The sequence below is a fragment of the Serratia sp. szju genome (assembly GCF_044594185.1).
Taxonomy (GTDB): Bacteria; Pseudomonadota; Gammaproteobacteria; order Enterobacterales; family Enterobacteriaceae; genus Serratia; species Serratia bockelmannii.
The window spans coordinates 1,920,398-1,933,253 of record NZ_CP172576.1 but is presented as its reverse complement, the minus strand read 5'-3'; the positions used below and the strand labels follow the sequence as shown (position 1 = coordinate 1,933,253).

Genomic DNA, 12,856 nt, shown 5'->3' with positions numbered 1-12,856 from the left:
TTTTGCGGCGCAGACCGGCCCTTTGACTTAGTGGATTAATACAACGTGCTGGATAGAATTAAAGTCTGTTTTACCGAAAGCATCCAAACCCAGATCGCGGCGGCGGAAGCACTGCCGGACGCCATTTCCCGCGCTGCGATGACGCTGGTTCAATCCTTACTCAACGGCAACAAAATCCTGTGCTGCGGCAACGGCACCTCGGCGGCCAACGCGCAGCACTTCGCCGCCAGCATGATCAACCGTTTTGAAACCGAGCGCCCCAGCCTGCCAGCCATCGCCCTCAACGCCGACAACGTGGTGCTGACGGCGATCAGCAACGATCGGTTGCACGACGAAGTGTACGCCAAGCAGGTGCGCGCACTTGGGCACACCGGTGACGTGCTGCTGGCGATTTCCACCCGCGGCAACAGCCGTGATATTGTGAAAGCGGTCGAGGCGGCCGTGACGCGCGATATGACCATCGTCGCGCTCACCGGCTACGACGGTGGCGAACTGGCAGGGTTGCTCGGCCAGCAGGATGTCGAGATCCGCATCCCGTCGCACCGCAGCTCGCGCATTCAGGAAATGCATATGCTGACCGTAAACTGCCTGTGCGACCTGATAGACAATACGTTATTCCCCCACCAGGACGATTAAGGAACTGAGATGAAGCTAAAAGCCACATTTGCAGTGCTGTCCAGCGCCCTGCTGTTGCAAGGCTGTATCGCCGGCGTCGTCGTCGGCAGTGCGGCCGTCGCGACCAAAACCGCCACCGACCCGCGCAGCGTCGGGACCCAGGTGGATGACGGCACGCTGGAAGCCAGGGTCGAAAGCGCCCTGAGCAAAGACCAGCAGTTGAAGAAAGATGCCCGGGTGGTCGCCACCGCCTATCAGGGCAAGGTGCTGTTGACCGGCCAGTCGCCTAACGCCGATCTCACCGCGCGCGCCAAGCAGATCGCCATGGGCGTGGAAGGCACGACCGAAGTGTATAACGAGATCCGTCAGGGCACGCCGGTCAGCCTGAGCACCGCGTCCTCCGACACCTGGATCACCACCAAGGTGCGTTCGCAGCTGCTCACCAGCGATACGGTGAAATCGTCCAACGTGAAGGTTACTACCGAAAACGGCGAAGTGTTCTTGCTGGGCCTGGTCACGCAGCAGGAAGGGCAGTCAGCGGCGCAGATTGCTAGCCAGGTCAGCGGCGTGAAGCACGTCACTACCGCCTTTACCTATGTGAAATAAACCGCTTGGCGGGAGCGGCACCGTGCCGCTCCCGCCCGTTTAATCCAGCTTGTTCTCGCGTAAAAACGCTTCCCCGCCCAGTTGCCGCATTTGGCGCATAATCCATTGTTGACGCTGCACCACATAGCCGGACGGCGCATCGGCCCTGAAGCGGTGCGGATTCGGCAATACCGCCGCCAGCAGCGCCGCTTCGGCCGCGCTCAGACGTTTGGCCGGCTTATGGAAAAAGCGCTGTGAAGCCTCTTCCACGCCGAACACCCCGTCGCCGAACTCGACGATGTTCAGATACACCGTCAGAATACGTCGCTTGGTCCACACCAGCTCGATGCCCGACGTCAACCCGGCCTCCAGCCCTTTGCGCAGCCAGCTGCGGCCATCCCACAGAAACAGGTTTTTAGCGGTCTGCTGCGACAGCGTGGACGCGCCGCGGATGCGCGTCGGGCGCTTCTCGTTGTGGCTGAGCGCCTTTTCAATGGCCGCCACATCGAAGCCCCAATGGTCTGGAAACTTCTGATCCTCCGCCGCCATCACCGCCAGCGCCATTTGCGGCGAGATATCGTCCATCGACACCCAGTCCGAATGGGCGACGTAGCCGAAGTCGCCGCTCAGCCAGGCGCTGACTTGCCTCTCCACCATCACGGCGGAAAACGGCACCGGCAGGAAGGCAAAGAGCACAATGCCCAACACCCACAGGCCGATAATCGCGATGACACCGCGCTTCAGCCAATACCACGGGCGCAGCCGCCGCCATCCGCCGAGCGATTTTCTCATTCAGACAGTTCCAGCACCCGCGCCACCAGCTTATCGATGCCGAGGGCCGCCTGCGCGATCGACGGCGCCAGCATATAGGCTGGCGTAGTCACGATCTTGTGCTCGCTGTCCACCACGATGTCGTCCACCGGACAAATCACCGGCTCGCCGCCCATGGCGTCAATCACTTCCCCCAGGTCCGGATCGTTGCCAATGGTGAGCCGCGCTTGTTGATCCAGCAGTTTCGGCAACAGCGCCGGCGCGATGCACATCAGGCCAATTGGTTTGTTGGCCTTATGCATCTCGCGCGTCAGACGCGCCAAATCTTCATCGACCCAACATTCCGCGCCGGCTTCGGCGAAATTGCTGAGATTCTTGGCGGCACCAAAGCCACCGGGCACGATCAGCGCATCCAGCTGGGCGGCTTCCGCCAGCGCCAGCGGCTGCACTGCCCCGCGGGCAATGCGCGCCGATTCAATCAGGACATTGCGCGACTCCGCCATCTCCTCACCCGATAAGTGATTAATAACATGGCATTGTGGTTTATCAGGCGCAAAGCACACCGCCTGGGCGCCGGCACGGTCCAACGCCAGCAACGTCAGCACCGCTTCATGGATCTCCGTACCGTCATAAACGCCGCTGCCGCTGAGGACTACACCCACCTTTTTCATCACTCTTACTCCTGTCGCTGCTGTCAACTGGTTCGTGCTCTGAGTTGACAAACACTAATCTACATCACACATTTTAATGAATCTTCTAACAAGAGCGCTTACATTTGCTATGTTGTTGGCTGTATGATGTTTAGGAATTCGCAACAACCTGCTCGACCAGAACACTGAAACCAATACGCAGGTTCACAATTTCCCTGGTGTTGGCGCAATATTCGCGCACCCCGGCTTAGGTCGGGGTCATTTTTTTTCAGCGTTCTCAACCCAAGCCCGCAGTACCTGCACATCGTTGCGCCACTCTTGTTTCAACTCATCCACCCAATCCTGCACGTTATCCCACCAGGCCGGCAGCGTCGGCGTTTGAATCTGCTGCGCCAGCTGCTGCAGATGGCGCAGACCGACCGAACCGGCGGCGCCCTTGATCTTGTGCCCTTCCTCGGTGATGCCTTTCTGATCGCGCGCCGTCATGTTGGAGTCCAGCACCGCCAGGTAGCCCGGCATCATCTGTTCGAACATCTCCAGGCTTTGGTGGATCAGCTGCGGGCCAACCAGATCCATGTACTGTTCCAGCATCGCGGTATCGAGTAACGACTCATTAATCTGCATCGCCTTGTGCTCCGTTTTCTTTGAAGTGTGAGAAGGTTGATGATCCCAATAGTGTTTGATGACCTGGGTCAGCGCCGGCACCGACAACGGCTTGCTCAGCACATCGTCCATGCCCGCCTCGAGATACTCTTTTTTGTCTTTCAGCACGTTGGCGGTCAAAGCCACCAGCGGCGGCAGCGCCTGCCCGGCATAGCGTTCGCGCAGCGCCCGGGCGATATCCAGCCCGGTCATGTCCGGCAGTTGAATGTCCAGCAGAACTAGATCGAACTCGTCCGGGTCGAACATCGCCAGCGCATCGTGGCCGTTCATCGCCACATCAACGCTGTTGCCCAATTTCTCCAGCACCGATCGCGCCACGATCACGTTCAGTTCGATATCCTCCACCAGCAGGATGTGCAGCGCCGGCAACGGCAGCTCCTCTTCCTCCGATACCTCGCTGACGGCTTCCTGCACCGCCGGCGCCTGGATGGTCAGAGTGAAGCAAGAACCGTGCCCCTGTTCGCTGCGCACGGTGATGTCACCCCCCATGCTCTGCGCCAGCCGCTTGGAGACCGCCAGCCCGATGCCGGTGCCGGTGGCCGGACGGCCGCCGCGCTGATCTTTCACCTGGTAATACATGGCGAAGATCTTGTCCTGCTCGTCCTGCGGGATGCCCATGCCCGAATCTTCCACCTCGAACACCAGCTTCTCCTGCGCCTCGCGCCGCACGCGCACCACGATTTTCCCCTGCTGGGTAAATTTCACCGCGTTGCCGATCAGGTTCCACAGAATCTGCCGCAGGCGCGTGCCGTCGGTCACGATCTGCTGCGGCAGCGGCGTCTGCGGATCCATGATGAACTGCAGCCCTTTCGGCTGCGCCAGCAGGCCGGAGAGGTTCTCCAGATCTGCCAGGAAACCGGTGAAGTCCACCGGCTGGTTGTCGAGCTGCACCTTGCGCCGCTCGAGCTTATCCATTTCGATAATGTCGTTGAAGATATTGCCGAGGGTGATGGCGCTGACGTGGATGGTCTTCAGGTATTTCAGTTGCTCGTCATTCAGCTCGGTATCGAGCAGGATGCGGCTCAGGCCGACGATGCCGTTAAGCGGCGTACGCAGCTCGTGGCTGATGGTGGAGATAAAGGTGGTCTTCTCCCTGCTGGCGTTCTCTAGCGCGTCCTGGTAGCGCTTACGCTCGGTAATATCGCGGCCGAAGCCCATCAGCCCGTGGCGTTTGCCCACCCGGTCGTAAAACGGGACCTTGCGCAGCTCGAAACAGGCCTTGCGGCCGTCGGGATACACCAGCCACTGTTCGTAGGTCAGCGAGACGTTGTGGCGGAACACCTTCTCGTCGGTCTCAATGACCTTTTCGGCGATCTCCTGGCCGTAGACGTCGAACGGCGTCAGGCCGATCAGCTGCTTCTCGCTTTTGCCGGTCAGCAGCTCCATCGCGCGGTTGCAGCCGGAGAACTCTTTGTCTTCGTTGCGGTAGTAGACCAGATCCGGCGAGGCATCGAGGAAGGAACGCAACAGCGCCGATTGCTGGCCCAGCTCAATCTGCGCCAGCTCGCGCTGTTCCATCTCTTCGGTCAGCTTTTCCATCACCTGCAGGCGCTCTTCTTCCGCCTTGATACGGTCGGCAATCTCCTGATTCAGCTGGCTGATATTGTCTTTGAGCTGCTGATTGAGCTCCAGATCGCGGTGGCGCATCTCTTCGAGCTTGTCCACCAGCCGCGCCAGCCGTTGGCGCGACTCTTCCAACTGTTCCACCACCACCGAGAGAAAATAGACCGCCCACGGGGTGATCAACAGGCCGAAGAAGATCGAACGCACCACGTCGATGCTTTCCACTTCGCCGCGCAGCAGCATGGTCACCGCCATCTGCACCACCATCGCCAGCACCACCAGCGCCGAGGCCAGCAGCAGCGAGAAGCGTACCAACCCCAGTTTCACCATTAAATCAACGTAGTACTGGGCCAACACCCGGATTTGCTTCATAGCGGCTCCCATCAGACACAATCTTTTGAATCATACCGTAAAACCGCGGTGAGATAAGGCGGCAAACGCCGAAGTGTGGCAAAGATTGCACTTCAGAGCGGCATTCCAGGGCGGTAGCGCCACTTTTCATCCAGCGCGCTGCCCTGCCCACCGCGCTGTTGCAGATAAGCACCGACCGCCTGCATGCCACTCCAGCGGTTTTCGCACCACAGCGGCGCCAGCAGCGTCGGCCGACGGGCGCTGGCGGAAAGACGGTGATACACCACCTCGCCCGGCGTGTGGCGGATCATCTCCCCGGCGCTGACGGCGTAGTCCTCCAACGCCAGTTCGGACAAGCGCCCGGCGCGCCACGCTCGTGCCAGGGTACTGCCGGTCACGACGTGCAGCGGATGCAGTTTGATGCCATCCACGCCAGTCTCCACCACCCGCTGCAGCGTGAGCAGATGATCGCGCTGAGTTTCTCCCGGCAGCCCGACGATCAGATGGCAGCACACCTTCAGCCCGCGTTGCCGGGCCAGCCGCGCCGTCTGCTGATAACAGCGAAAATCATGGCCGCGATTGATGCGCTTCAGCGTTTTATCGTGCGCCGTCTGCAGCCCCAGCTCCAGCCACACTTCATAGCCTTGCTCGCGGTATCCCGCCAGCAGATCCAGCGCGGCGGGCGGCACGCAGTCCGGCCGGGTGCCGACGCACAGGCCGACCATGGTGCTCTGCGCCAACGCCTGCCGATACATCGACGCCAGCCGTTCGATCTGCGCATAGGTGCTGGTATAGGCCTGGAAATAGGCCAGATAGCGCCGCGCCCGATCGACCCGCGCGGCCTGCTGCGCCAGCTGTTCGTCGATGCTCTGGCGCTGCATCGCTTCATCGGCGAACGAGGCGACATTGCAGAACGTACAGCCGCCGCGCCCCAACGTGCCGTCGCGGTTAGGGCAGCTGAATCCGCCGTGCAGCGTGAGTTTATGGATCTTTTCGCCATAGCGGCGCTGGAGATCTGCGCCAAACATATTGACTAATTGCGGCAACTGCATAATCTTGGTGATTCTCTGTGTTCAAAGCCGCGATGCTAATAAGAAACGGCTTTTCCCGCGATGACAGAGATCAACGCTTTCCCCGCAAGGCGCCGCCAGGCATAACTATTCATCATAAACGCAAATCAATTCACTATAATTCTGATGAATTATTCTAATCGTCACGCAACCGTTAACGGCAATATGACAACACGGTGAAAAATAGTCATAAACATCAGCCAAGCAATATCTTATAGAATAAAATTCTGGCATTAACCCCCGCACTAGCATGGTGCAGAGATTAAGGGGTTGCACTATAGTGAGACAGCTCACACTTCTGCGGGGATCGGTGTTGCCCCACGACAGTGCAAAAATGCATTAAATTACTTATTTATCAAATAAATAAACATCATTAATTCGATAAGAATCTATCTTAAGCCCACATTTGACCTGCGAATTCTTTCTCGCTAAGTTGGAAGTCCGCTGGAAGCTTTCTGGACGGGCAAACGTCTCGTCATATTTATGCAGTAATTGAAGACTCCCTCTTAAAACAAGTCCTATACCACTTGTGAGACCGTCACGAGAGGCCATTGATGGAGGGCGGAAAAGCAGATTGGCGGGGATAACTTGCTGATTGGACTTCTGCCTGAAATTGGGAAGCCCCCTCGCAGTAGGTTGTGAGAGTCACGCAGAGCCTGGGGAGGTTCACGATATGTTGTACGATAAATCCCAAGAGAGGGACAACTGTGGTTTCGGCCTGATCGCCCACATAGAAGGCGAACCTAGCCACAAGGTGGTGCGCACCGCCATTCACGCGCTGGCCCGCATGCAGCACCGCGGCGCGATCCTGGCCGACGGCAAGACCGGCGACGGCTGCGGCCTGTTGCTGCAAAAACCCGATCGCTTCTTCCGCATGGTGGCGGAAGAGCGCGGCTGGCGTTTGGCCAAGAACTACGCCGTCGGCATGATGTTCCTCAGCCAGAATGAAGAGGAAGCGCGCCTCAGCCGCCGCATCGTGGAAGAAGAGCTGCAAAACGAAACGCTGTCGATCGTCGGCTGGCGCGAAGTGCCGACCAACCCGGACGTGCTGGGTGAAATCGCCCTCTCCTCCCTGCCGCGCATCGAGCAAATCTTCGTTAACGCCCCGGCCGGCTGGCGCCCGCGCGATATGGAGCGCCGCCTGTTCGTGGCGCGTCGCCGCATCGAGAAACGCGTGCAGGACGACAGTTTCTACGTCTGCAGCTTCTCTAACCTGGTGACGATCTATAAAGGCCTGTGCATGCCTGCGGATCTGCCGCGCTTCTATCTCGATCTGGCGGACCTGCGCCTGGAGTCGGCCATATGCCTGTTCCACCAGCGCTTCTCCACCAACACCGTGCCGCGCTGGCCGCTGGCGCAGCCGTTCCGCTACCTGGCGCACAACGGCGAAATCAATACCATCACCGGCAACCGCCAATGGGCGCGTGCCCGTACCTACAAATTCCAAACGCCGCTGATCCCGGATCTGCAAGCCGCCGCGCCGTTCGTCAACGAAACCGGCTCCGACTCCAGTTCGCTGGACAACATGCTGGAGCTGCTGCTGGCGGGCGGGATGGATCTTATTCGCGCCATGCGTCTGCTGGTGCCGCCGGCCTGGCAGAACAACCCGGACATGGATGGCGATCTGCGCGCCTTCTTCGACTTCAACTCGATGCACATGGAGCCGTGGGACGGCCCGGCCGGCATCGTGATGTCCGACGGCCGCTACGCCGCCTGTAACCTCGATCGCAACGGCCTGCGCCCGGCGCGCTACGTGATCACCAAAGACAAGCTGATCACCTGCGCCTCCGAAGTCGGCATCTGGGATTACCAGCCGGATGAAGTGGTGGAAAAAGGCCGCGTCGGCCCCGGCGAGCTGATGGTGATCGACACCCGCAGCGGCCGCATCCTGCACTCGGCAGAAACCGACAACGATCTGAAAAGCCGCCATCCGTATAAAGAGTGGATGGAGAAAAACGTCAAACGCCTGGTGCCGTTCGAAGATCTGCCGGACGATCAGGTCGGCAGCCGCGAGCTCGACGACGCGCAGCTCGAAACCTACCAGAAACAGTTCGGCTACAGCAGCGAAGAGCTGGATCAGGTGATCCGCGTGCTGGGCGAGATTGGCCAGGAAGCCACCGGTTCGATGGGCGACGATACCCCGTTCGCCGTGCTCTCCAGCCGGCCGCGCATCGTTTACGACTACTTCCGCCAGCAGTTCGCGCAGGTCACCAACCCGCCGATCGATCCGCTGCGCGAAGCGCACGTCATGTCGCTGGCCACCAGCATCGGCCGTGAAATGAACGTGTTCTGCGAAGCCGAAGGCCAGGCGCACCGTCTGAGCTTCAAATCGCCGATCCTGCTGTACTCCGATTTCAAACAGCTCACCACGCTGGAAGGCGAATACTATCGCGCCGAGACCCTCGATCTGACCTTCGATCCGCAGCAGCAGGATCTGGAGCAGACCATTCGCGCCCTGTGCGACGAAGCGGAACGTAAGGTGCGCGAAGGCGCAGTGCTGTTGGTGCTGTCCGACCGCGCCATCGCGCCCGGCCGCCTGCCGGTACCGGCTCCGATGGCCGTTGGCGCCGTGCAAACCCGCCTGGTGGAGAAAAGCCTGCGCTGCGACGCCAACCTGATCGTTGAAACCGCCAGCGCCCGCGATCCGCACCACTTCGCCGTGCTGCTCGGCTTCGGCGCGACCGCCATCTACCCGTACCTGGCCTATGAAACCCTGGCCAAGCTGGTGGACAGCCAGGCGATCGACAAGAAATACCGCGACGTGATGCTGAACTACCGCAACGGCATCAACAAAGGCCTGTACAAAATCATGTCCAAAATGGGCATCTCGACCATCGCCTCTTACCGCTGCTCCAAGCTGTTCGAAGCGGTCGGCCTGCACCGCGATCTGGCGGATCTGTGCTTCCAGGGCGTGGTCAGCCGCATCGGCGGTGCCAGCTTCAGCGACTTCCAGCAGGATCTGCAGAACCTCTCCAAGCGCGCCTGGCTGAAACGCAAACCGCTGGAGCAAGGCGGCCTGCTGAAGTTCGTACACGGCGGCGAATACCACGCCTACAACCCGGACGTGGTGAACTCGCTGCAAAAAGCGGTGCACAGCGGCGAGTACAGCGACTACCAGGCCTACGCCAAGCTGGTGAACGAGCGGCCGATCGCCATGCTGCGCGATCTGCTGGCCATCACGCCGAAAGGTGAACCGATCCCGGTCGATCAGGTCGAACCGGCGGAGTCGCTGTTCAAACGCTTCGACACCGCGGCGATGTCGATCGGCGCACTGAGCCCGGAAGCGCACGAGTCGCTGGCGATCGCCATGAACGGTCTCGGCGGCTTCTCCAACTCTGGCGAAGGCGGCGAAGATCCGGCGCGCTACCGCACCAACAAGGTGTCGCGCATCAAACAGGTGGCCTCCGGCCGCTTCGGCGTGACGCCGGCCTACCTGGTGAACGCCGACGTGATCCAAATTAAGGTCGCGCAAGGCGCCAAGCCGGGCGAAGGCGGCCAGCTACCGGGCGACAAAGTCACTCCGTACATCGCCAGATTGCGTTATTCAGTGCCGGGCGTGACGCTGATCTCCCCGCCGCCGCACCACGACATCTACTCGATCGAAGATCTGGCGCAGCTGATCTTCGACCTGAAGCAGGTCAACCCGAAGGCGGTGATCTCGGTGAAACTGGTGTCCGAGCCGGGCGTGGGCACCATCGCCACCGGCGTGGCGAAAGCCTATGCCGATCTGATCACCATCGCCGGTTACGACGGCGGCACCGGCGCCAGCCCGCTGTCCTCGGTGAAATATGCCGGCTGCCCATGGGAACTGGGCCTGGTGGAAACCCAGCAGGCGCTGGTGGCCAACGGCCTGCGCCACAAGATCCGCCTGCAGGTGGACGGCGGCCTGAAAACCGGCGTGGACATCGTCAAAGCGGCGATCCTGGGCGCGGAAAGCTTCGGCTTCGGCACCGGGCCGATGGTGGCGCTGGGCTGCAAATACCTGCGCATCTGCCACCTCAACAACTGCGCGACCGGCGTCGCGACTCAGGACGACAAGCTGCGCCGCGATCACTACCACGGCCTGCCGGAACGCGTGACGAATTACTTCCAGTTTATCGCGCGTGAAACCCGCGAGATCATGGCCCAACTGGGCGTGAGCCAACTGGTGGATCTGATCGGCCGCACCGAGTTCCTGACCGAGCTGGACGGCATCTCCGCCAAGCAGAACAAGCTGGATCTGTCGCCGCTGCTGAAAACCGCCACGCCGCATCCGGGCAAAGCGGTGTACTGCACCGAAAGCAGCAACCCGGCGTTCGACAAGGGCCTGCTGAACAAAGAGCTGCTGGCGCAGGCGCAGCCGTACATCGAAGCGAAGCAGGGTAAAACCTTCTACTTCGACATTCGCAACACCGACCGCTCCGTGGGCGCCATGCTGTCCGGCGCGATCGCCGACGTGCACGGCGATCAGGGCATGGCGGCCGATCCTATTAAGGCGCACTTCTCCGGCACCGCCGGGCAGAGCTTCGGCGTTTGGAACGCCGGCGGCGTCGAGCTGACCCTGACCGGCGATGCCAACGACTATGTCGGCAAAGGCATGGCCGGCGGCAGCATCGCAGTGCGTCCGCCGATCGGCTCCGCCTTCCGCAGCCATGAAGCCAGTATCGTCGGCAACACCTGCCTGTACGGCGCCACCGGCGGCAAGCTGTTCGCTGCCGGCCGCGCGGGCGAACGCTTCGCGGTGCGCAACTCCGGCGCCATCACCGTGGTGGAAGGCATCGGCGACAACGGCTGCGAATACATGACCGGCGGCATCGTCTGCGTGCTGGGTAAAACCGGCATCAACTTCGGTGCCGGCATGACCGGCGGCTTCGCCTACGTGCTGGACGAAGATGGTGAGTTCCGCAAGCGCGTGAACCCGGAGCTGGTGGAAGTGCTGGATGTCGATCAGCTGGCGATCCATGAGGAGCATCTGCGCGGCCTGATCACCGAACACGTGCAGGCGACCGGCTCTTCCCGCGCGGAAGAGATCCTGGCCAACTGGCCGGAGTGGGCGCCGAAGTTCGCCCTGGTCAAACCGAAGTCCAGCGATGTCAAAGCGCTGTTGGGTCACCGTAGCCGCTCCGCAGCCGAGCTGCGGGTGCAGGCGCAGTAAGAGGTAGGTCATTAATGAGCCAGAACGTTTACCAATTTATCGACCTGCAGCGTGTTGATCCGCCAAAGAAACCGCTGAAGATCCGCAAAATCGAGTTCGTCGAGATCTACGAACCGTTTTCGGAAACCCAAGCCAAGGCCCAGGCGGACCGCTGTCTGTCCTGCGGCAACCCGTATTGCGAGTGGAAGTGCCCGGTGCACAACTACATCCCGAACTGGCTGAAACTGGCCAACGAAGGCCGCATCATGGAAGCGGCGGACCTGGCGCATCAGACCAACAGCCTGCCGGAGGTGTGCGGCCGCGTATGCCCGCAGGATCGCCTGTGCGAAGGCTCCTGCACCCTGAACGACGAGTTCGGTGCGGTCACCATCGGCAATATCGAGCGCTACATCAGCGATAAGGCCATCGAAATGGGCTGGAAGCCGGACATGTCGCACGTGCAGCCGACCGGCAAGCGCGTGGCGATCGTCGGTGCCGGCCCTGCCGGGCTGGCCTGCGCCGACGTGCTGACCCGCAACGGCGTCAAAGCGGTGGTGTATGACCGTCATCCTGAGATCGGCGGCCTGCTGACCTTCGGTATCCCGGCCTTCAAGCTGGAAAAGGAAGTGATGGTCAAACGCCGCGGCATCTTCAGCGAGATGGGCATCGAGTTCCAGCTGAACACCGAAGTGGGCAAAGACATCAGCATGGAGACCTTGCTGAGCGAGTACGATGCGGTGTTCCTCGGCGTCGGTACCTATCAGTCGATGCGCGGCGGCCTGGAGAATGAGGAAGCGCAGGGCGTGTACGACGCGCTGCCGTTCCTGATCGCCAACACCAAGCAGCTGATGGGCTATGAAACCGAGCAGCACGAGCCTTACGTCAGCATGGAAGGCAAGCGGGTAGTGGTGCTGGGCGGCGGTGATACCGCCATGGACTGTGTGCGTACCTCGGTGCGTCAGGGCGCGACGCAGGTCGTCTGCGCCTACCGCCGCGACGAGGCCAACATGCCGGGCTCCAAGCGCGAAGTGAAGAACGCGCGGGAAGAAGGGGTGGACTTCCAGTTCAACCTGCAGCCGCTGAGCATCGAACTGAACAGCGCCGGCCGCGTGGCCGGGGTGAAAATGGTGCGCACTCAGCTGGGCGCACCGGATGCCAACGGCCGTCAGGCGGCGGAGCAGGTACCGGGTTCCGAACACGTTATCGACGCCGACGCGGTGGTGATGGCGTTCGGCTTCCGCCCACACCGTATGGACTGGCTGGCGGCGCACGACGTGCAGCTCGATAAACAGGGCCGCATCGTGGCGCCGGAAGGCAGCGACAACGCATTCCAGACCAGCAACCCGAAAATCTTCGCCGGTGGCGACGCGGTCCGCGGCTCCGACCTGGTGGTGACGGCGATCGCCGAAGGCCGCAAAGCGGCAGACGGCATCATGAACTACCTGGAAGTGTAAACCTTCCGTACCGCCAAAGGC

At 61.0% G+C, this 12,856-nt stretch carries 8 protein-coding genes; 4 read left to right on the top strand and 4 right to left on the bottom strand.

Translation table 11 applies throughout. The annotated features are described in order from the left end of the window. Nucleotides 1-45: 45 nt before the first annotated feature. Both diaA and dolP read left to right on the top strand, forming a co-directional pair. Nucleotides 46-636 (top strand): DnaA initiator-associating protein DiaA, encoded by a 591-nt coding sequence (diaA, locus tag RE418_RS09100; protein WP_004937103.1) that lies wholly within the window; start codon nucleotides 46-48, stop codon nucleotides 634-636. 9 nt (nucleotides 637-645) lie between these two features. Beyond that, a complete protein-coding gene (gene dolP, locus RE418_RS09095) occupies nucleotides 646-1,221 on the top strand; it encodes a division/outer membrane stress-associated lipid-binding lipoprotein (RefSeq protein ID WP_004937101.1) in 576 nt (191 codons plus the stop codon). Nucleotides 1,222-1,260: 39 nt separating this feature from the next. Here dolP and mtgA read toward each other — a convergent pair whose 3' ends face one another. The 4 genes from mtgA to RE418_RS09075 all read right to left on the bottom strand — a co-directional run bounded on the left by mtgA (nucleotide 1,261) and on the right by RE418_RS09075 (nucleotide 6,250). Then, nucleotides 1,261-1,992 carry a monofunctional biosynthetic peptidoglycan transglycosylase gene (mtgA, locus tag RE418_RS09090; RefSeq protein WP_025304358.1) on the bottom strand — a complete coding sequence of 244 codons (732 nt, stop codon included), beginning with the start codon at nucleotides 1,990-1,992 and terminating at the stop codon, nucleotides 1,261-1,263. Continuing rightward, nucleotides 1,989-2,642 (bottom strand): isoprenoid biosynthesis glyoxalase ElbB, encoded by a 654-nt coding sequence (gene elbB / locus RE418_RS09085; RefSeq protein WP_043141979.1) that lies wholly within the window; start codon nucleotides 2,640-2,642, stop codon nucleotides 1,989-1,991. The genes mtgA and elbB overlap by 4 nt, the downstream gene beginning before the upstream one ends. A gap of 237 nt (nucleotides 2,643-2,879) precedes the next feature. Continuing rightward, complete coding sequence (gene arcB / locus RE418_RS09080) at nucleotides 2,880-5,219, bottom strand: aerobic respiration two-component sensor histidine kinase ArcB (protein ID WP_025304360.1); 2,340 nt, start codon at nucleotides 5,217-5,219, stop codon at nucleotides 2,880-2,882. Between the two features lie 92 nt (nucleotides 5,220-5,311). Further along, complete coding sequence (locus RE418_RS09075; protein WP_089181370.1) at nucleotides 5,312-6,250, bottom strand: TIGR01212 family radical SAM protein; 939 nt, start codon at nucleotides 6,248-6,250, stop codon at nucleotides 5,312-5,314. A gap of 691 nt (nucleotides 6,251-6,941) precedes the next feature. Between RE418_RS09075 and gltB the strand changes: the two genes are divergently transcribed. After that, nucleotides 6,942-11,402: a glutamate synthase large subunit gene (gene gltB, locus RE418_RS09070; RefSeq protein ID WP_025304362.1), complete on the top strand. Its 4,461-nt coding sequence runs from the start codon at nucleotides 6,942-6,944 to the stop codon at nucleotides 11,400-11,402. 14 nt (nucleotides 11,403-11,416) lie between these two features. Continuing rightward, entirely contained in the window at nucleotides 11,417-12,835 is a 1,419-nt protein-coding gene (locus RE418_RS09065; protein ID WP_043141970.1) for a glutamate synthase small subunit, read from the top strand. The last annotated feature ends 21 nt before the right edge of the window (nucleotides 12,836-12,856 follow it).

Bases quoted from the DNA above. Each gene is read 5' to 3' on its own strand.
- dolP (WP_004937101.1), top strand. From the start codon at position 646: ATGAAGCTAAAAGCCACATTTGCAGTGCTGTCCAGCGCCCTGCTGTTG.
- mtgA (WP_025304358.1), bottom strand. From the start codon at position 1,992: ATGAGAAAATCGCTCGGCGGATGGCGGCGGCTGCGCCCGTGGTATTGG.
- arcB (WP_025304360.1), bottom strand. From the start codon at position 5,219: ATGAAGCAAATCCGGGTGTTGGCCCAGTACTACGTTGATTTAATGGTG.
- RE418_RS09065 (WP_043141970.1), top strand. From the start codon at position 11,417: ATGAGCCAGAACGTTTACCAATTTATCGACCTGCAGCGTGTTGATCCG.
- gltB (WP_025304362.1), top strand. From the start codon at position 6,942: ATGTTGTACGATAAATCCCAAGAGAGGGACAACTGTGGTTTCGGCCTG.
- RE418_RS09075 (WP_089181370.1), bottom strand. From the start codon at position 6,250: ATGCAGTTGCCGCAATTAGTCAATATGTTTGGCGCAGATCTCCAGCGC.
- elbB (WP_043141979.1), bottom strand. From the start codon at position 2,642: ATGAAAAAGGTGGGTGTAGTCCTCAGCGGCAGCGGCGTTTATGACGGT.